We start from the raw sequence: 17,681 nt of genomic DNA, 5'->3' as shown, positions 1-17,681 counted from the left end.
TTTCACATTATATTATACATCTATTATTACCTTTTTACACTTCTTGCAGTAAAAAGCTTCAGCATCGTTATCCCAGGCATTTTGTGTAATCTCGATTTCTTCCTCTCTCCTAGGGAACCAAAACAACTTACGCTTCTTCTCTCCCCAAAACATTGGCCTTGCACTCTGAATATAGCCCATTGTCATATCTTCGTTACAATATGGACACTTCATTTTTACCCCCCACTATTCCAAGCCTTTTTCCTTTAATCTCTTAGCCCTTACTTCTTACCTTTTCTTCTTTTATCTTCTGCTCTCTTCACTTTTCTCTGCTCTTTTGCTCTTCAACTCTTACCTCTTACCTCTTACCTCTTACTTCTTAGTTGCTTTTTATCTTCTGCTCTTTTCTCTCTTATCTCTTCTCTATTCTCTATCCTCTATTAGCTTCTCTTCAATAAATTCAATCAATGGTCTTTTCCGTACAGCCTCACGATTATTTTTATACCACTCATAGGCTTCCCTTAACCCCTGAAGCATAGGTTTGGTACCAGGTAGCAGTTCATTTTGCTTACTTACGTCGAGAATATAGCTGTAATCTATAAATGGAAAGTAGCTTCTCTGTGGAATATCTTCACTAACATATTTAAACTCCGGAGTTTTTCCTACCACCTCATAACAAAGCTCAACCCACTGACTAATAGTAATAACATCTTTGTTTCCAACATTAAAAATTCTCTGCTCTGGTTGCTTTTCCAAAAGCAGCTCCATAAAGCGGGACAAATCTTCTATATCAAAGAATTGAAGAGGCATTTTACCGTCCTTTGGTATGTAGAAGGGCATATCCTTTTCAGCACAGTCAAAAACAAAGGCTTCTCTATATAGATTATTCATTTTCCCATAGATATATGGTGGTCTGATAATGTAGGCATGAGGAACCTTCTCTAACAGATATTCCTCTGCCTCAATTTTATTTGCACTATATTCTCCCCAATATATATTTCTGCCAGTTTGTTGCTCTTCAGTGAAAGGCTGTGGATCCCTTTCTGAATATACAGCGCTCGTACTGATTAAAATATAATTATCAAATTCACCTAATGCACTGAGCAGCACTTCTACATCCTTTCGAGTATAAGCAGTGATGTCCAACACAGCATCAAAATGATGTCCTTTTAATATATCCTTTAGGTTATTACGTTCACAGTTAATAAGCTGAACACCTTCAACCTGAGGACGAGTATTTCTATTAAGAACAAACACCTCATGCCCTTTATTAACAAAATACTCAGCTACATACTTACTCACAAAAACAGTACCACCTGTCACTAATATCTTCACAAACCCTCACCTCATCAATTTTTTATCTTCTGCCCTTCAACTCCTAGCCCTTACTTCTTACCTCTTACTTCTTAGTTGCTCTTCATCTTTTGCTCTTCAACTCTTAGTCCTTAGCTCTCACTTCTTACTTTTTCTTCTTTTATCTTTGCTCTCTTCACTTTTCTCTGCTCTTCTGCTCTTCTGCTCTTCTGCTCTTCTGCTCTTCTGCTCTTCAACTCTTACTTCTTACCTCTTACTTCTTAGTTGCTTTTCATTTTCTGCTCTTCAACTCTTACCTCTCACTTCTTACTTGCTTTTTATCTTCTTCGTCCTCAAATATCCCTTCTTCTCCTCACTAATCCTATAGCTCTCTATAGCCTTCTGAATAGCCTTATTATGTGTCCATCTATCCAATCTCTGCTCTTCAATATATAGTAGTGCTGCATCATACTGCTTAGCTAGAGCAGTGGCAAAGTACCAGGCTATCATCATATTCACATAGTATTCCTCAGATCTTACACTAGCTACAAGGTCTAGATACTCCACCTTAAACTCACTATCTAGGTAAAAGCTCAGAAGCATTCCAATGGCAAAGCGTATGGTATAGGTTCTATCAGATTTAAGCCATAGCTTAATCTTCTCCAAGAGCTCCGGAAGATGCTTTTTAAAGATCTTTGGAGCCATAAGATCGCAGGTAGCCCAATTATCAATATAAGGGAGAAATTCTTCTACGGCAGCTATACAAGCGTCATAGTCCTTAATATTCTCAACCAGGAAGCCATGGAGATTGTTTTCTTCATAATACTTATGAGGCAAGCTATTTAAAAACTCTCTAGACTCTGGCATTTTTGCAAGCTCCTTTGAAAACTTCCTGAGCACTGGAGTCCTTACCCCTATGACTGCTTCAGGATTTATCGTGGGTATAAGCTTGCAGTTAAAAGCTCTGTACGTTAAATCCTGATTAGCAAACAAGTAATTTTGAACATATTCCTCTATTTCCTTCACCTTTTACCCTCTTCTTTCTCTTAAGCAGTACTCTCTGCCCTTTTAATTACATAATAGGTCATTAATGTTAAAAACACAACCTAATTAAGCTTAAGCTGCTCCATAAGCTTCTGGAGCTCTGCAGGACTTTCATCAAAGCTCTTGATATCACGGCCTACAAAAGAGCTTGCTGCGTCCTTATCTACAGTCAATTCCTGCAGCCCGGCTTCAGTTTTATATTCCCAGGTAACATAGCTGAGATTGTCTATGACAGCAAGGATTGCATAGGAATTCAAAGTCATCTCCTCTTGTAGGCTAGCTTCTCTACCAGAGGATATATTATCCCTGAAAATAAGCTTCCAGCCATAAGGCTCTGCATCTGTGTGAAGCTCATTGGTAAAGCCACCTATCTTCTCAGATATGCCCAGAGCTATGGCTACCCTCATATTTCCACCCATATTCCCTACATAAGGATTCTTAGCTGCATATAGGGAAGCGGTACTCTTGCTTATTTTTACTCCATTATCCCAGATTACTGTATCTCCTATACGAACCTCTGTAATCTCCTCCTCCGCTGTATACTGGGAGGTGAACTCTCCATCATTTAAGAAGGTCTTTGGAGCAGCATATATATTAACTTCCACAACTCCATCCTTCTCTTCAAAGGAAATCCTAGAATAACCTCTTCCACTATCCAGCATACTTCCATCTAAAGCTATTGTATTGTCATGAACAGAGACATCATAATTTAATACAGTAGCAGAAACCTCACTGCCAATATAATAGAAGCGAATTAAGAATCCTAGGACTACGGCTAATACTGCCGCTAATGTGCTGAATAAAGCAATACGTCCAAACCTTTTTCTAGTTTTCTTCAAATAGTCAATCTCAGCCACCTCCGGCTGTTCTATCTTCTCAGGTTCTCTCATTCTCTTGAGCATTGAAGCGCAGCTGTCACATTCCTTTATATGCTTTTCCACTGCCTTATTAGTAACCTCATTGGTAAGCCCATCCACATAGGTGGGCAACAAATCCTGAACAATTTCACAGGGTAATTTATTCTCCATCTGTGTCCATCTCCTTTTTCAACTTTTCTTTTCCACGGTAATAGGTTACCCTGGCCCAGTTTTCTGTCCTGCCGAGAATCTCACCTATTTCACGAAAGGATAAATCACCAAATAGCCTGAGGTACATAACCTCCCGGAAGGGCTCCTGAAATAAATGGAGCTTTTTTAGAATCTCCAGCCGGTTGATATTTGACATCACCTCAGCCTCTAAGGAGGTTGCACCTTGTATATCCTCTTCAAGCACTTCTGTACCTGGATGCTTCCTGTAATAACTATAAAGCTGATTCTTAGCAATAGAACAGAGCCAGGTAGTTATCTTACAGGAGCCATCAAAGCGCTCTATCCCTTTTATTGCCTGATAGAAGGTTTCTTGGGTCAGCTCCTCAGCTAATTCTTCACTATGAGTTAAAGAGAGGAGATAGCGATAAACTGCCTGAGAGTGAGCTTTATAAATTTCTTCCATTGAAGACGGCAACACCGCCACCTCCTTTCACAGTTTCTATCTATTAATATCAAAACTTATGATTTCGTTACAGGTAATTTAAAAATTTTTATCCACCAAAATACCAATGATTTAAAATAAATGGTAAATTACAAAAAGATAGCTAAATATCTTAATATGACTTTAACTATCTTTCTAATTATTATTATAAATAATTAAGGATTAATTACATCTCTTTATTATATTTTATTCTACAATAAATGCTATAGCCTACTACAAATAAATAAGAGGTAACTAGCATCAATATAACCATCATCTCAACATTCATTAATGCTAAGGATATCATTAATGCTCCAAAAACAAAAATCATCATGTCATATGCTTTTGCCTTTGCACTATTTTGTATAGCAATATTACGTTCATCTTTCAATTCAATTTCCACTTGTTTTTTAACATCTGGATTATTATACATAATCCTCGAGTTTATTATATTGCCAATACCATAACCAAATATACCACATCCAATTCCTACGCATATATAAGGTAATGTTGTAAATATCCCCTGTGGAGTATGAATCAACTTTATTAAAATTAATCCACTTGCAAGGAGTATAATACCTGTTACTACAGCAAAATAGTTAATCATCTTTTTATTCATTCCTATTCCTCCTCATAAATAAATATTTCTTCTACACTCATTCCAAAGTACCTAGCAATTTTAAATGCTAATATAATAGAAGGATTATATCTTCCTTTTTCTAATGAACTAATGGTTTGTCGAGATACCTGGAGCTCCCTTGCAAGTTCTTCTTGTTTAATTCCTTTTTCTTTTCTAATTTCTTCTAATCTATTTTTCATTATAGCCTCCTTTATGTAAAGCTAACTTTCCATATTTTAAGTATATAGTATTGTTCCAGTTATGTCAAGCAAACTTTCCATATATCAATAATTATCAAGTTTATAGTTTTAAATTATTTCAAACTAAAGTCCAGTGAATTTTAAAATTCACTGGACTTTTAAATTAAATGTATTGCTTATAATATATTATAATTTAAATTTTAAAATATAGCTTTTAATTAAAGTGATAAAGCCTTCTTGCTATCTCATAGCACAGAATAATTATCTTTTTGAAGGCCTTGCTGTCTGTTTCTACGGCCCAGCCCAGGAACTCCTTTTTTATAAGGGCATATTCCTCCGGATACTTTGTCCTAATATCCTCCCAGAGCTGGTTGTACTTCCTTTCACTTTCCTCTGACCCTTCCTTTATAAGTAGGGTGGAGCATATGGTCATCATCATGGATAAATAATGAGTCATATACTTCTTCAGAGCTGGCTCTTTAATAGTGTTTAGCCTGTGGGCAGAGGTCATTATATCTGTAACCCTAAGCTGCTGGTCTATTCTGCCTATCATTATCTTTTCATTTACAGACTGATCTTCTCGGCCTACAAAATAATGATAAAGGTCTATATCCATGTAGTATATGCTCTTAACATAAGGCAGTGGCTGATATACAAAAATATTGTCCACATAAAAGGTCTTCCTAGGGAGATCTACCTTAGCCTCCAAGAGTACCTCTCTCTTATAAACAACAGAATGCATCAGTAGGTACTGGCTTATGCGGAACTTACCCATATCCTTCCAAGTGAATATCCTATTTACCGGCATTACATTTTTATAGCCTATGGATTTTCTCTTTCCCTCAGAAGGCTTTTCATATACATAATTACATACTATAAGATCCAGTTCCTCCCCCTTTTCTATAGAAGAGGTCATAAAGGAAAGAAGCTTGTCCATCCCTTCCTTATCTAGCCAGTCATCGCTGTCCAATACCTTAAGATATCTTCCCTTAGCATTTTTTACTCCTGCCATTACTGCAGCACCATGGCCGCCATTTTCCTGATGTATTGCCCTTACACTGTCAGGATACTTACTTTCATATTCCTTAGCTATTTCCAGGGTATTGTCCTTAGTAGAACCATCATCAACTATAATAAGCTCTACCAAGTCCTCGTGGCCTAAAGCTGATTCTATTGCATTTTTCATGTAGCCTGCTGAATTGTAGCAGGGTATTACAACGGTTAGTAGCTTATCTTTTATCATGTTAATTTTCCTTCTTTATGGTTTAAAATTATTCCTTTAAATATAACGTTTATTTATCCGTAAGCTCCTTTTTAACACATTGAAGAGCCTCATAAATTACATTGTGCATGTCATAATATTTATATGAACCAAGCCTTCCTCCAAAGATTATCCTTTCCTCTTTTTCAGCAAGCTCTCTGTACTTTTTATACAGGCTGTTATTCTTCTCATCATTAACAGGATAATAAGGCTCGTCACCCCTTTTCCAGTCAGCAGGATATTCTCTGGTTATAACAGTTTTAGGCTGAGTACCAAAGGCAAAATGCTTATGCTCAATAATCCTGGTATAAGGAACCTCATATTCTGTATAATTAACCACTGCATTTCCTTGATAATTTTTCCTATCGAGAACTTCTGTCTCAAAGCGGAGGCTTCTATACTCCAGCTCTCCATAGCAATAATCGTAATATTCATCAATCATACCTGTATATATTATTTTATCGGCTATTTCCATTAATTCTTCTCTATTTTTAAGAAAATCTGTATTAAGCCTTACCTCTATTCCCTCCAGCATCCCCTCTACAAGAGAAGTATAGCCTGCTTTAGGAATTCCTTGATGGCTATCATTAAAATAGTTATTGTCGTAGGTTAGTCTAACAGGGAGCCTCTTTATAATAAAAGCAGGAAGCTCTGTAGCCCTTCTTCCCCACTGCTTTTCTGTATAGCCCTTAATAAGCTTCTCATAAATATCCCTACCTATAAGGCTTATAGCCTGCTCCTCGAGATTTTTTGGATTCTCTATCCCAGCTTCTCTCCTCTGCTCCTCTAGCTTAGCTTCTGCCTCCTCAGGAGTTACTACTCCCCACATCTTATTGAAGGTATTCATGTTAAAGGGAAGATTATATAGCTCATCCTTATATCTAGCCACAGGAGAATTAGTAAAGCGATTAAACTCACCAAACTGCTGTATGTACTTCCATATCCTATCATTGCTAGTATGGAATATATGAGCTCCGTATTTATGAACCTGTATCCCTTCTACTTCCTCTGTATAAATGTTCCCACCGATATGATCCCTTCTGTCTATAACAAGGCACTTTTTTCCTAACTTCTTAGCTTCATGGGCAAATACAGCTCCAAATAAACCGCTGCCCACAATTAAATAATCGTACTCTTTCATGGCACTTACCTTACCTTCCTTCATAAAGACATTTTTTACATAGTTTCCATCTGAGACTTTTCTTTAATAGACCTAAACTTAAGGCTCACTCCCTTATAAAGGAGCATATACATAGGAATCTCTAAGGCAAAAGCAAGGAAAACGTCTATTATAGAATGCTGCTTTAAAAATACCGTAGAAGCAATAATAGACCACGCTAACAGAGAGGTAGCCCCTCGCCAAACCTTTTTATTCCTAAATAGAGCACTATTTTTTACCCCATGGTATATACAGAGAGTATTATAAACATGGATACTTGGAAGTATGTTAGTTGGAGTATCTATAGTATATAGATGCTTGACCATATCCGTAAAAATATTATCTCTAGGAAAAACCTCCAGCCTTAACTCATGCCCATTGGGGAATAAGGTAGAAATTATAAGAAATGCCGTCATACCAAAGGCTAGATTTATTGCAAGCTTCTTAAAATCCTCCCTATCCTTAAAATAAAAATATATCCCAAAGAAGGCCACGAAGGCAAACCAAAGGAAATATGGCACAACAAAAACCTCCACAAAAGGAATAAAATCATCTATAACAGAATGAATTATATGAACAGGCTCCTGGACCTTTTCCTCTAAAAGAGCAAACCAGGACATATAAATGATGCCGTAAATGGCCACTGGTAATAATAATGAATGCTTTTTAATAAATTCTTTCATAGCCACCCTACCTCTTTAAAATATAATAAGTATTTCATCATAAAGTATATCATCTATACAGTAATATTATAAGAGAAGTTCCTTAATTAACAATGAAGATTAATCTTATTTTTTTCTTAAGAATTAAAAAAGCTCAGGAAGAATAAATCCACTTCTCCCTGAGCTTAAATTCAATATAATCTTATCATTAATGGTAACTTATTATTTCTTATCTACTAATAAAGCTAGAGCCTTAGATATAGCTGAGCCTACCACAGCACATACACCTGCTTCAATAAGGCCATTGACTCCAACTATAGCTACGATTATAAGCCAAAGATTGCTTCCAAAGCTCTGTATATATTCTGTATTTCCAAATAAGGCTAAAAGGAAGCCTACAAAGAGCACAGTGTTTAGAATAGCTCCTGAAATACATGCAATAACATAAGAGGCAACATTGGTTTTATCTACATCATGGAGCTTTTTAAATATTACTCCACTGAGCCATCCCATGAGGATTCTAGGTACCATGCAAAGAATAAAGGTGAAGACAGGATTTATTCCAAATAACATGGTTCCAAAGGCACTGAATCCAAAGCATTGTAGGAAGCTTGTAAATCCAAATACTCCTCCTAAAAAGGCTCCGGCTTTAGGTCCCATAACCACAGCCCCTACAACCACTGGTATCATGATAAAGGTGATCTCAACAGCACCTACCTTCAGATAGCCAAGAGGGGTATAAGACATAAGTAAAATGATCCCTATCAGTATAGCCAAACGTACCATCTGATTGACACTTACTTTTACTAATTTATTTTCCATTTTAATTCCTCCCGCTGAGGCTCACAAGGATGCCTCGCTTAATATTTACTTATAAGAAAATATTACCACCATTTTTATAAAAATCAAGCATATTTTCGTTAAATAAATATCACTACAGTAAATATTTATACATTTATTTTAGCCAATACCATATAAACTTTAAATAAACATCATTTTAGCTATATTTATGGATGAATTTCATATTCTATTTACTGTTTATTTTTATTATTCCTATATTTTTAAGAATTTTTTTGCATTTTTACTATTTTAATAGTATATTTATAGTATAATGTTATATATATAAAGACAATAAACCCTATATTTCATCATATAAATGAATAAATACCTTAAAAATATGATATGATTTATCATTTTTTATTTTTATTACATTCTAACTTTCTATTCTTGTTATTTTTTTATCTATTTTACAAAACTTTTATAACCCTAAGTGCATAAATAACTTAACTATATAAAAAAACAAAAGACATCTTCTGCTCGGCTTAATTATTATTAAGGAGGAGATATTAATGTTGTACAAAACCACTGATAATCATGAAGCCTTTCGTCTTAAGGTTAGAGAATGGGTGGAAAGAGAAATCAAGCCTATTGCCTTTATGCTTGATAAGGAAAATAAGTTTCCAGAAGAGCAGATAGCTGAATTTGGAAAGCTTGGCTTTATGGGTATTCCTTATCCAAAGAAATATGGCGGAGCCGGTCTTGATGCCTTAAGCTATGCCATAGCAGTAGAGGAGCTTTCCCGTGTGGATGGTGGTACAGGGGTTATTCTTTCAGCTCACGTTTCACTAGGTTCTTATCCTATCTTCCAGTATGGTACTGAAGAGCAAAAAATGAAATATCTAGTTCCCCTTGCCAAGGGCGAAAAGATCGGTGCCTTTGGGTTAACAGAGCCCAATGCAGGTAGTGATGCGGGTGGTACTGAAACCACTGCTGTTTTAGAAGGAGATTATTACATCCTTAATGGAGAAAAGATTTTTATCACCAATGCTCCTTATGCTGATACCTATGTAGTATTTGCTGTTACTCAGCCAGGAATAGGTACAAGAGGCATCAGTGCCTTTATAGTAGAAAGAGGCTGGGAGGGCTTCACCTTCGGAGACCACTATGACAAGCTAGGAATCCGTTCCTCCTCTACAGCACAGCTTTTATTTAACAATGTAAAGGTACCCAAGGAAAATCTTCTAGGTAAAGAAGGACAAGGTTTTAAAATTGCCATGTCTACCTTAGATGGAGGTCGTATTGGTATAGCAGCTCAAGCCTTAGGTATAGCTCAGGGTGCTTTTGAAGCTGCTGTTGAATATGCAAAGGAAAGAGAACAGTTTGGCAAGCCTATAGGAGCTCTCCAGGCTATATCCTTTAAGCTGGCAGAAATGGCCACAAAGCTTAGAGCTGCTCGCTTACTTGTTTATAGCGCTGCTGACCTTAAAGAAAACCATGTCCCTTATGGTATGGAATCAGCAATGGCAAAGAAATATGCTTCAGACATCTGCCTTGAGGTGGTAAATGATGCCCTTCAAATCCATGGAGGAAGCGGATTCCTTAAGGGAATGGAAGTAGAACGTCATTATCGTGATGCTAAAATCACTACTATATATGAGGGTACCAACGAAATACAGAATGTAGTTATTGGTTCTTATATACTTGGTAAGATAACCAAAGCTGATGCCCCTGCTAAGAAAGGACCTAAGCAGCCTATCACTGGTAACCGTAAGAAGCTGATATTAAAGGATGGCTCCTTAGAAGAAAGAGTTACTCAGCTTGTGGAAGCCTTAAAGAAGGACGGCTATGATTTCACTGTGGGAATACCTGCAGATACTCCAATTACTCAAGCAGATAGAGTTGTCAGCGCAGGAGTAGGAATAGGACCTAAGAGCAATATGAAGCTTATTGAAGAGCTAGCCTACCAGGCAGGAGCTGCTATCGGTTCCTCAAGACCTGTGGCAGAAAATCTTAAATATCTTCCAATTGACCGCTATGTAGGAATGTCTGGACAAAAGTTTAATGGAAATCTATATATTGCCTGTGGTATATCCGGTGCTGGACAGCATCTCAAGGGAATTACCAATGCTACTACCATAGTAGCCATTAATAATAATCCTAATGCTCCTATATTCAAGAATGCCGACTATGGCATCGTGGGAGATTTAGCAGAAGTACTTCCTCTTCTTACTAAGGCTTTAGATAATGGAGAACCTAAGAAGCCTGCTCCTCCAGCAACAAAGATGAAGAGACAAGCTGTTGTTGAGACTAAGGCAGCTCCTGTTGGAAGATATGTCTGTGGAGGCTGCGGTTATGAATATATCCCTGAAAAGGGCGACAGCGAGGGAGAGGTTGCTCCAGGAACACAATTCAAGGATATTCCTGCAGAATGGATGTGCCCTGACTGTGGAGAAGGTAAGGACAAATTCATACCTGTATAAGAGAAGTATTTAAGTATAAGAATAATTTTCTTCAGAGGAGGATATATTAATGAGTTATATAAGAAAGGTTACTGATGATATATATTTTGTAGGTGTGGATGAGCATAGGCTCCACCTTTTCGAGAATATACACCCAATTCCTGACGGTATTTCTTACAATTCATTTCTTTTAATGGATAAGAAAACAGTTCTTTTTGACACCGTAGACTGGAGCTCCTGCAGACAGTTCCTGGAGAACATAGAAGTAGTTCTTAATGGAAAGAAGCTGGATTATGTGATAGTTAATCACATGGAGCCTGACCACAGTGCTTCTCTAGAGCAGGTGCTTTTCAGATATCCAGAGTGTAAGGTTATAGGAACAGATAAAACCTTCATGCTTATGAATCAGTTTGGCTTTGATGTGGGAGATCGTTTTGAAGAGGTAAAGGAAGGGGATTCAAAAAACTTTGGTAAGCATACAATTTCCTTCATAGAAGCACCGATGATACACTGGCCAGAGGTTATGATGTCCTTCGACGAAGCCACTGGTATACTCTTTGCTGCTGATGCCTTCGGCACCTTCAAGGCATTAAATGGAAAGCTATTTGCTGACGAGGTAAATTTTGATAGAGATTGGCTGGATGAAGCAAGAAGATATTACACAAATATCGTAGGAAAATACGGTCCCTTTGTGCAGGAGCTTCTAAAGAAAGCTTCAAGATTACCTATAAAGATGATCTGCCCTCTTCATGGACCTATCTGGCGTTCTAATTTAGAATATTTCATAGATAAATATGATAAATGGAGCAGCTATGAACCAGAAGAAGATGGTGTTTTAATTGTATATGCTTCCATGTATGGAAATACAGAAAGTACCGCTGCAGAGCTTGCTTCAATGCTTTGTGATAAAGGCTTGACCAATGTATCCATGTATGATGTATCAAGCATTCATTCATCATACCTAATCTCCGATGCCTTTAAGTTTAGTCATATAGCTCTCGCCTGTGTTACCTATAATTTAAACATCTTCCCTGTAATGCATGACTTCCTAGAGCACATGAAGCTTCTTAATCTTCAAAAGCGTACTGTAGCTCTAATTGAAAATGGCTCCTGGGCAGTTAAATCCGGTACACTGATAAAAAATCTCTTAGACGAAATGAAGGAGATGACTATACTTCCAGAACAGCTTACCTTGAATTCAGCTATAAATAGTGGTAAGAGAGATGAACTGATGTCCCTAGCTGATGCCTTGGTTGAATCAGTAAAGGCTAGAGAAAAAGCTAAGGCTTAAAAAAGCCTTTAACTACTAACGCCTCCCATCCCTTGGGAGGCGTTTTATAATTTCAGTAAAGTACTATATATGCTCCACAGAAGGAGTTAGAATCGTTGCCTTGTTTCTTTTAAAATATATAAGCCCTCCTTTGAGCTTATATTCCTCTACTCCCTCTTTTTCTGTTAGTCTAAGCTTTGATTCCTTAAGCATAGCAGCTAAAGGGAGGTGATTAGGAAGAATTCCCAACTCCCCTCCTGTAGTAGCTACATTGATTATGGAGGTCTCTGTTTCCTTATAAAGTCCTTGAGGAGTTACTATTCTCACGGTTATCATCTTGTAGCTCCTAAGGATTTTTCCTTTTCTATGGCTTCTTCAGCGGTACCCACAAACATAAAGGCATGCTCTGATAAATTATCCAGCTTTCCATCTAGAAGCTGCTTGAAGCTGTTTATGGTATCCTGAACCGGTACATATCTTCCCATTATGCCGGAAAACTGCTCTGCCACGTGAAAGGGCTGAGAGAGAAAGTTTCTAGCTCTTCTTGCTCTATTAACAGTGATTTTGTCCTCTTCAGATAACTCATCCATTCCTAATATAGCTATAATATCCTGAAGCTCTCTATACCTCTGGAGAAGCTGCTGAACTCCCCTGGCTACCTTATAGTGTTCCTCTCCCACTATCATTGGGTCAAGCATACGGCTGCTGGAATCTAAAGGATCCACCGCAGGATAGATTCCCAGAGCTGCAATACCTCTATCCAGTACAGTTTTTGCATCTAGATGGGTGAAGGTAGTAGCTGGTGCTGGATCTGTCAAATCATCAGCTGGAACATAAATAGCCTGAACTGAGGTTATGGAACCATTTCTCGTGGAGGTAATTCTCTCCTGAAGCTGACCCATCTCAGTAGCAAGGGTAGGCTGATAGCCTACAGCAGAAGGCATTCTTCCAAGAAGGGCTGAAACCTCAGAGCCTGCCTGGGTGAATCTAAAGATGTTATCTATGAATAAAAGCACATCAGCCTTTTCTTCATCCCTGTAATACTCCGCCATGGTGAGACCTGTAAGAGCAACCCTCATTCTGGCACCAGGACTTTCATTCATCTGACCATATACCAGAACGGTTTTATCTAAAACTCCAGAATCCTTCATTTCATGATACATATCATTACCTTCTCTGGTTCTCTCTCCTACACCTGTTACAACGGACATTCCTCCATGCTCCTTAGCTATGTTATGAATAAGCTCCTGCATAAGTACAGTTTTACCTACACCTGCTCCACCAAAAAGTCCTATCTTACCTCCTCTAGCATAGGGACATAAAAGATCTATAACCTTGATTCCTGTTTCCAGTATCTCTGCAGAGGTCTGCTGCTCAGCAAAGGAGGGTGCCGGTCTATGAATAGGCATTTTCTTTTCTGAGTCCACAGGACCCAAGCCATCTATAGTTTCTCCAATTACATTGAACATTCTACCTAATACTTCCCTGCCCACAGGAACAGATATGGGAGCTCCAGTATCCTGACACTCCATGCCTCTGACTATTCCATCGGTGCTTGCCATGGCTATGCACCTTACCGTATCATCTCCAATATGCTGTGCTACCTCTACAGTGATTTTTTCTTTATCAGTAATATTTACTATGATTGCATTGTTTAAGGCAGGTAAGCTATCTCTTTCAAAACGTATATCTAAAACAGGTCCAATCACCTGCACTATTTTACCTATATTGTGCATAAGTCCTCCTTTCCTAAAGTGCTCCTGCACCGGCAACAATCTCTGTGATTTCCTGAGTGATTGCCGCCTGCCTGGCTCTATTGTACTGCAGCTTTAGCTTTTCCTTAAGCTCCTCACCATTATCAGTAGCATGCTCCATGGAAACCCTTCTAGAAGCCTGCTCACTGGTCTTAGTCTCCAACCACAGACTATAAAGCCTTGAGCTTACGGCTAAAGGAATCAGTGTGCTGCAGATTTCTTCAGCACTGGGTTCAAATATTGTTTCTTGAGGGGAAGAAGCCTCTGAATACCTTTCAGCATCCACTGGAAGCATAGTCTCACTTTCCGGTTCATAGCTTAGTATATTAACAAATCTCGTATAAATGATCTTAAGACTTCCTACCTCGCCCCTTAAATACAGCTCAAGGGCTTTGTTTATAAGGTTGGAGGCTACTTCATGGCTTAAGTTATCACTGCTTATATAGTCATTTATCACCTTAAAGCCTCGAGCTAAAAAATAGCTTCGTGCCTTAGAGCCTATGGCTATGATTAAGTCTCCTTCCTTCAAGAAGGTTAAGGCATATTTAAGCATATTGCTGTTATAACCGCCACAGAGGCCTAAATCTGAGCTAAATATGATGTATAGTCCTTTATGGGAATTATTTTCCTTTAGATATTCACTATCAATATCCTTATTATTTGAAAGAAGCTCCTGGAGAGTTTCAAAAAGCACCTGACTGTATTCTCTATTTCTTTCCATATCACTTCTTATCTTCATAAGCTTTGCATTGGCCATGAGCTCCATGGCACTGGTTATCTTCATGGTTGCTTCGGTAGTTTTGATGCGGCTTCTTAAAACCTGCATTCCCTGTGACATTGTTATTCACCCCTGAGCTTATACTCAGCTAAGTATTCACCGATAGCCTTTTTTAAATCACCGGAAAGCTTGTCACTTAAAGCTCTTTCCCTTTCAATCTCAGCTAAAAGCTCTCCTTGCTTTTCTTTAAAATATCTGTGAAGACCTTTTTCAAAATCTCTCACCTTCTCCACGGGGATGTCCCTAAGCAAGCCTTCCTTTGCAGTGAATAGAGAAACAACCTGCTCTGAGAGGGTAAGGGCAGAATATTGATCCTGCTTTAAAAGCTCCGTAAGCCTCGCTCCCTTATCAATAGCAGCCTTTGTAGCTTCATCTAAATCACTGCCAAACTGGGTGAAGGATAAAAGCTCATTATACTGCGCAAGCTCCAGCTTAAGAGAGCCAGATACCTGCTTCATGGCCTTAGTCTGAGCGGCGCTTCCTACCCTTGAAACACTGAGGCCCACATCCACTGCTGGCCGTACTCCAGCATTAAAGAGCTCTGTTTGAAGGAATATCTGACCATCAGTTATGGAGATAACATTGGTAGGTATATAGGCTGATATATCACCTGCCTGAGTCTCAATGAGAGGCAGAGCTGTCATGGAGCCTCCTCCTAAAGCATCATTAAGCTTTGCAGCCCTTTCCAGAAGCCTTGAGTGGAGATAAAATACATCCCCAGGATAGGCTTCTCTTCCTGGAGGCCTTCTTATAAGAAGAGAGATGGTACGATAGGCTACAGCATGCTTGCTTAAATCATCGTAAACTATCAGTACATCCTTTCCCTGCTCCATCCATTCCTCACCAATGGCACAGCCAGTATAAGGGGCAATGTATTGAAGAGCAGCCAGCTCAGAAGCTCTAGCAGCAACCACTGTAGTATATTCCAGGGCTCCATGATGGCGAAGCTTTTCAACAATCTGTGCCACGGTGCTTGCCTTTTGGCCAATGGCTACATATATGCAGTTAACCTGCTTTCCTTTTTGATTTATAATAGCATCTATGGCTATGGCTGTTTTTCCCGTTTGTCTATCTCCTATGATAAGCTCTCTTTGCCCTTTTCCTATGGGAATCATGGAATCTATTATCTTAAGACCAGTCATTAAGGGCTGATGAACAGACTTACGGGTCATAACACCGGGAGCAACTCTTTCCACTGGTCTTGTTTTAGTGCCCTTTATCTCTGGCCCACCATCGATGGGAGCACCCAAGGCATTTACTACCCTTCCTAGAAGCTCATCACCAACAGCTACCTCTACCACCTTATGGGTAAGCCTTACCTCGTCTCCTTCCTTTATGTTGTCATCAGAGCCCAGGAGAACAGCTCCCACATGGCCTTCTTCAAGATTTAAAACCATTCCATAGGTATCATGAGGAAATAATAATAGCTCCCCTGCCATGGCATTTTCTAGTCCATGAATCAATGCTATGCCATCGGCAAGGCTTATTACAGTACCCACCTCTGAAATATCTAAGGTTTTATTGTAGCTCTTAATTTGAGCCTGAATTACTTTACTTATCTCTTCTGCTTTAAGTTTCAAATGCTTTCACCCCAATTTTCCTATATTACCACCTTCGTAATCCTCTCCTTAATAGCTTCAAGCTTACTAAGAACGGTATTATCTAGAACCTTATCTTTAATCTTTACCCTCATACCAGCAATATAAGATCTATCTACAACGGTTCTGATATCAATATCCGTGCCGAGCTTTTTTTCTAAAAGCTTTTTTATTTCTTTAAGCTCTTTTCTCTCTAGCTCCACAGCGGAGGTAACCTCAACCACCTGGATATTAAGCTTTTCATTTGCTCTATCTATAAACTCCTCACATATTTCTTCCAGATAAGAAAATCTATTTTTATCCACGAGAAGCTCTATAAAATTCATTATGTAACCATCAGAGGAAAACACCTTTCTGAGTATCTCTTTTTTATCCTTCTTTGATATCCAGGGAATGTCCATGACCTTTAAAAGCTCTTGATTTTTATCTAAGCGATCACGGAGGCTCTGAAGCTCTTCCTTGTACTCCTTCAGGGAGTCAGCTTCCTCTGCAATGCTTATAAGTGCTTCTCCATAGTTCTTTGAGATTATGCTCCCCATGCTCCTCCACCTGCTTCATGGATGAAATCCTCAATAAACTTACGATGAGCCTTTTCATCCACTTCCTTTTCAATTATCTCCTTCGCTGCAGCTAAGGCAATAACTCCCATCTGCACCTTCATATCCTCAGCGACTTCCTTCTTTTCCATAGCTATTTCAGCTCTTGCCCTCTCCAGGAGGTCTTGCGCCTTTTGTCTTGCCTCGGCAATTATCATATTAGATTCTTCCCTGGCCTCGGCTTCTGCCATCTGTAGAATCTCCTCTGCCTGCTTTCTGGCCTTTGTAAGCTCTCCTCTAGACTCCGCAAGAAAGCTCTCACTTTCTTTGTTTCTGCCCTCTGCCTCCTGAAGCTGAGCTTTTACATATTCCTGACGCTTATCTAGATAATCCTTTAAAATACTCCAGAAGTACTTCCTTGCTAGGAGAACAATTAAAAAGGTTGATATGAGTACCAACAAAGCATCTACTATGTTGAGCCGTAAATAATTATCTATATTGATCATAGAAGAAACCTCCTTACAAAAAAGAATCTAGCCATTCAAGAATATTAATATTAAGGCAATAACCAGGGCATAAATACCGGTGGTTTCAGCTAGAGCTATGCCTAGAACCATCATGGCACGAATTTCACCGGCCGCCTCTGGATTCCTTCCTACAGCCTCACAGGCCTTACTAGCTGCTATGCCCTGACCTATTCCAGGTCCTAAGCCACCTATCATTGCTATCCCTGCACCAAGGAGTGCAAGACCAGATACAAAATATTGATTAAAATCCACT

The 17,681-nt window shown here is 38.7% G+C and carries 20 protein-coding genes; 2 read left to right on the top strand and 18 right to left on the bottom strand.

Annotated elements, in window-relative coordinates:
- Nucleotides 1–12 precede the first annotated feature (12 nt).
- The 11 genes from ACPWSR_RS08515 to ACPWSR_RS08465 form a co-directional block, all read right to left on the bottom strand.
- Complete coding sequence (locus ACPWSR_RS08515) at nt 13–213, bottom strand: PF20097 family protein (RefSeq protein ID WP_426351256.1); 201 nt, start codon at nt 211–213, stop codon at nt 13–15.
- A gap of 189 nt (nt 214–402) precedes the next feature.
- Nucleotides 403–1,314 carry an NAD-dependent epimerase/dehydratase family protein gene (locus tag ACPWSR_RS08510; RefSeq protein WP_426351255.1) on the bottom strand — a complete coding sequence of 304 codons (912 nt, stop codon included), beginning with the start codon at nt 1,312–1,314 and terminating at the stop codon, nt 403–405.
- Nucleotides 1,315–1,599: 285 nt separating this feature from the next.
- A complete protein-coding gene (locus tag ACPWSR_RS08505; RefSeq protein WP_426351254.1) occupies nt 1,600–2,298 on the bottom strand; it encodes a DNA alkylation repair protein in 699 nt (232 codons plus the stop codon).
- Nucleotides 2,299–2,378: 80 nt separating this feature from the next.
- Entirely contained in the window at nt 2,379–3,344 is a 966-nt protein-coding gene (locus ACPWSR_RS08500; RefSeq protein WP_426351253.1) for a DUF4825 domain-containing protein, read from the bottom strand.
- Nucleotides 3,334–3,807: an RNA polymerase sigma factor gene (locus ACPWSR_RS08495; protein WP_426351252.1), complete on the bottom strand. Its 474-nt coding sequence runs from the start codon at nt 3,805–3,807 to the stop codon at nt 3,334–3,336. Before ACPWSR_RS08495 ends, ACPWSR_RS08500 begins: the two co-directional genes overlap by 11 nt.
- A gap of 205 nt (nt 3,808–4,012) precedes the next feature.
- Nucleotides 4,013–4,444 carry a hypothetical protein gene (locus tag ACPWSR_RS08490; protein WP_426351251.1) on the bottom strand — a complete coding sequence of 144 codons (432 nt, stop codon included), beginning with the start codon at nt 4,442–4,444 and terminating at the stop codon, nt 4,013–4,015.
- Between the two features lie 2 nt (nt 4,445–4,446).
- A complete protein-coding gene (locus ACPWSR_RS08485; protein WP_426351250.1) occupies nt 4,447–4,644 on the bottom strand; it encodes a helix-turn-helix transcriptional regulator in 198 nt (65 codons plus the stop codon).
- Between the two features lie 214 nt (nt 4,645–4,858).
- Nucleotides 4,859–5,887 carry a glycosyltransferase family 2 protein gene (locus ACPWSR_RS08480; RefSeq protein WP_426351249.1) on the bottom strand — a complete coding sequence of 343 codons (1,029 nt, stop codon included), beginning with the start codon at nt 5,885–5,887 and terminating at the stop codon, nt 4,859–4,861.
- A 49-nt stretch (nt 5,888–5,936) separates the two neighbouring features.
- A complete protein-coding gene (gene glf / locus ACPWSR_RS08475; protein WP_426351369.1) occupies nt 5,937–7,046 on the bottom strand; it encodes a UDP-galactopyranose mutase in 1,110 nt (369 codons plus the stop codon).
- 35 nt (nt 7,047–7,081) lie between these two features.
- The gene (locus ACPWSR_RS08470; RefSeq protein ID WP_426351248.1) at nt 7,082–7,747 is read right to left on the bottom strand and encodes a hypothetical protein; all 666 of its coding nucleotides are present in this window, start codon (nt 7,745–7,747) and stop codon (nt 7,082–7,084) included.
- 201 nt (nt 7,748–7,948) lie between these two features.
- Entirely contained in the window at nt 7,949–8,548 is a 600-nt protein-coding gene (locus ACPWSR_RS08465) for an ECF transporter S component (protein ID WP_426351247.1), read from the bottom strand.
- A gap of 527 nt (nt 8,549–9,075) precedes the next feature.
- On the opposite strand from ACPWSR_RS08465, the gene ACPWSR_RS08460 reads away from it, so the two are divergent.
- Both ACPWSR_RS08460 and ACPWSR_RS08455 read left to right on the top strand, forming a co-directional pair.
- On the top strand, nt 9,076–10,986 hold the full coding sequence (locus ACPWSR_RS08460) for an acyl-CoA dehydrogenase family protein (protein ID WP_426351246.1): 1,911 nt from the start codon (nt 9,076–9,078) through the stop codon (nt 10,984–10,986).
- Between the two features lie 49 nt (nt 10,987–11,035).
- Nucleotides 11,036–12,256, top strand: coding sequence for an FprA family A-type flavoprotein (locus ACPWSR_RS08455; protein ID WP_426351245.1), 1,221 nt, complete (start codon nt 11,036–11,038; stop codon nt 12,254–12,256).
- A 63-nt stretch (nt 12,257–12,319) separates the two neighbouring features.
- Here the strand turns inward: ACPWSR_RS08455 and ACPWSR_RS08450 are convergent, their stop codons facing one another.
- From ACPWSR_RS08450 to atpE, 7 genes are read right to left on the bottom strand one after another with little or no spacing between them, the layout of a single operon-like run.
- Complete coding sequence (locus ACPWSR_RS08450; protein WP_426351244.1) at nt 12,320–12,571, bottom strand: hypothetical protein; 252 nt, start codon at nt 12,569–12,571, stop codon at nt 12,320–12,322.
- Nucleotides 12,568–13,971 (bottom strand): F0F1 ATP synthase subunit beta, encoded by a 1,404-nt coding sequence (gene atpD, locus ACPWSR_RS08445; RefSeq protein ID WP_426351243.1) that lies wholly within the window; start codon nt 13,969–13,971, stop codon nt 12,568–12,570. The genes ACPWSR_RS08450 and atpD overlap by 4 nt, the downstream gene beginning before the upstream one ends.
- A 13-nt stretch (nt 13,972–13,984) precedes the next feature.
- Nucleotides 13,985–14,827: an ATP synthase F1 subunit gamma gene (gene atpG / locus ACPWSR_RS08440; RefSeq protein WP_426351242.1), complete on the bottom strand. Its 843-nt coding sequence runs from the start codon at nt 14,825–14,827 to the stop codon at nt 13,985–13,987.
- A 2-nt stretch (nt 14,828–14,829) separates the two neighbouring features.
- The gene (atpA, locus tag ACPWSR_RS08435) at nt 14,830–16,347 is read right to left on the bottom strand and encodes a F0F1 ATP synthase subunit alpha (RefSeq protein ID WP_426351241.1); all 1,518 of its coding nucleotides are present in this window, start codon (nt 16,345–16,347) and stop codon (nt 14,830–14,832) included.
- A 20-nt stretch (nt 16,348–16,367) separates the two neighbouring features.
- A complete protein-coding gene (atpH, locus tag ACPWSR_RS08430) occupies nt 16,368–16,904 on the bottom strand; it encodes an ATP synthase F1 subunit delta (RefSeq protein ID WP_426351240.1) in 537 nt (178 codons plus the stop codon).
- A complete protein-coding gene (gene atpF, locus ACPWSR_RS08425) occupies nt 16,892–17,407 on the bottom strand; it encodes a F0F1 ATP synthase subunit B (protein ID WP_426351239.1) in 516 nt (171 codons plus the stop codon). Before atpF ends, atpH begins: the two co-directional genes overlap by 13 nt.
- Nucleotides 17,408–17,434: 27 nt before the next feature.
- Nucleotides 17,435–17,680, bottom strand: a complete 246-nt coding sequence (gene atpE, locus ACPWSR_RS08420) for an ATP synthase F0 subunit C (protein WP_426351238.1) — start codon at nt 17,678–17,680, stop codon at nt 17,435–17,437.
- Nucleotide 17,681 lies beyond the last annotated feature (1 nt).

The organism is Alloiococcus sp. CFN-8, from assembly GCF_049943125.1.
Classification (GTDB): domain Bacteria; phylum Bacillota; class Clostridia; order Clostridiales; family Clostridiaceae; genus JAEXZL01.
Note: the sequence above shows the minus strand (reverse complement) of the source record. Positions and strands in the feature narration are given on the sequence as shown.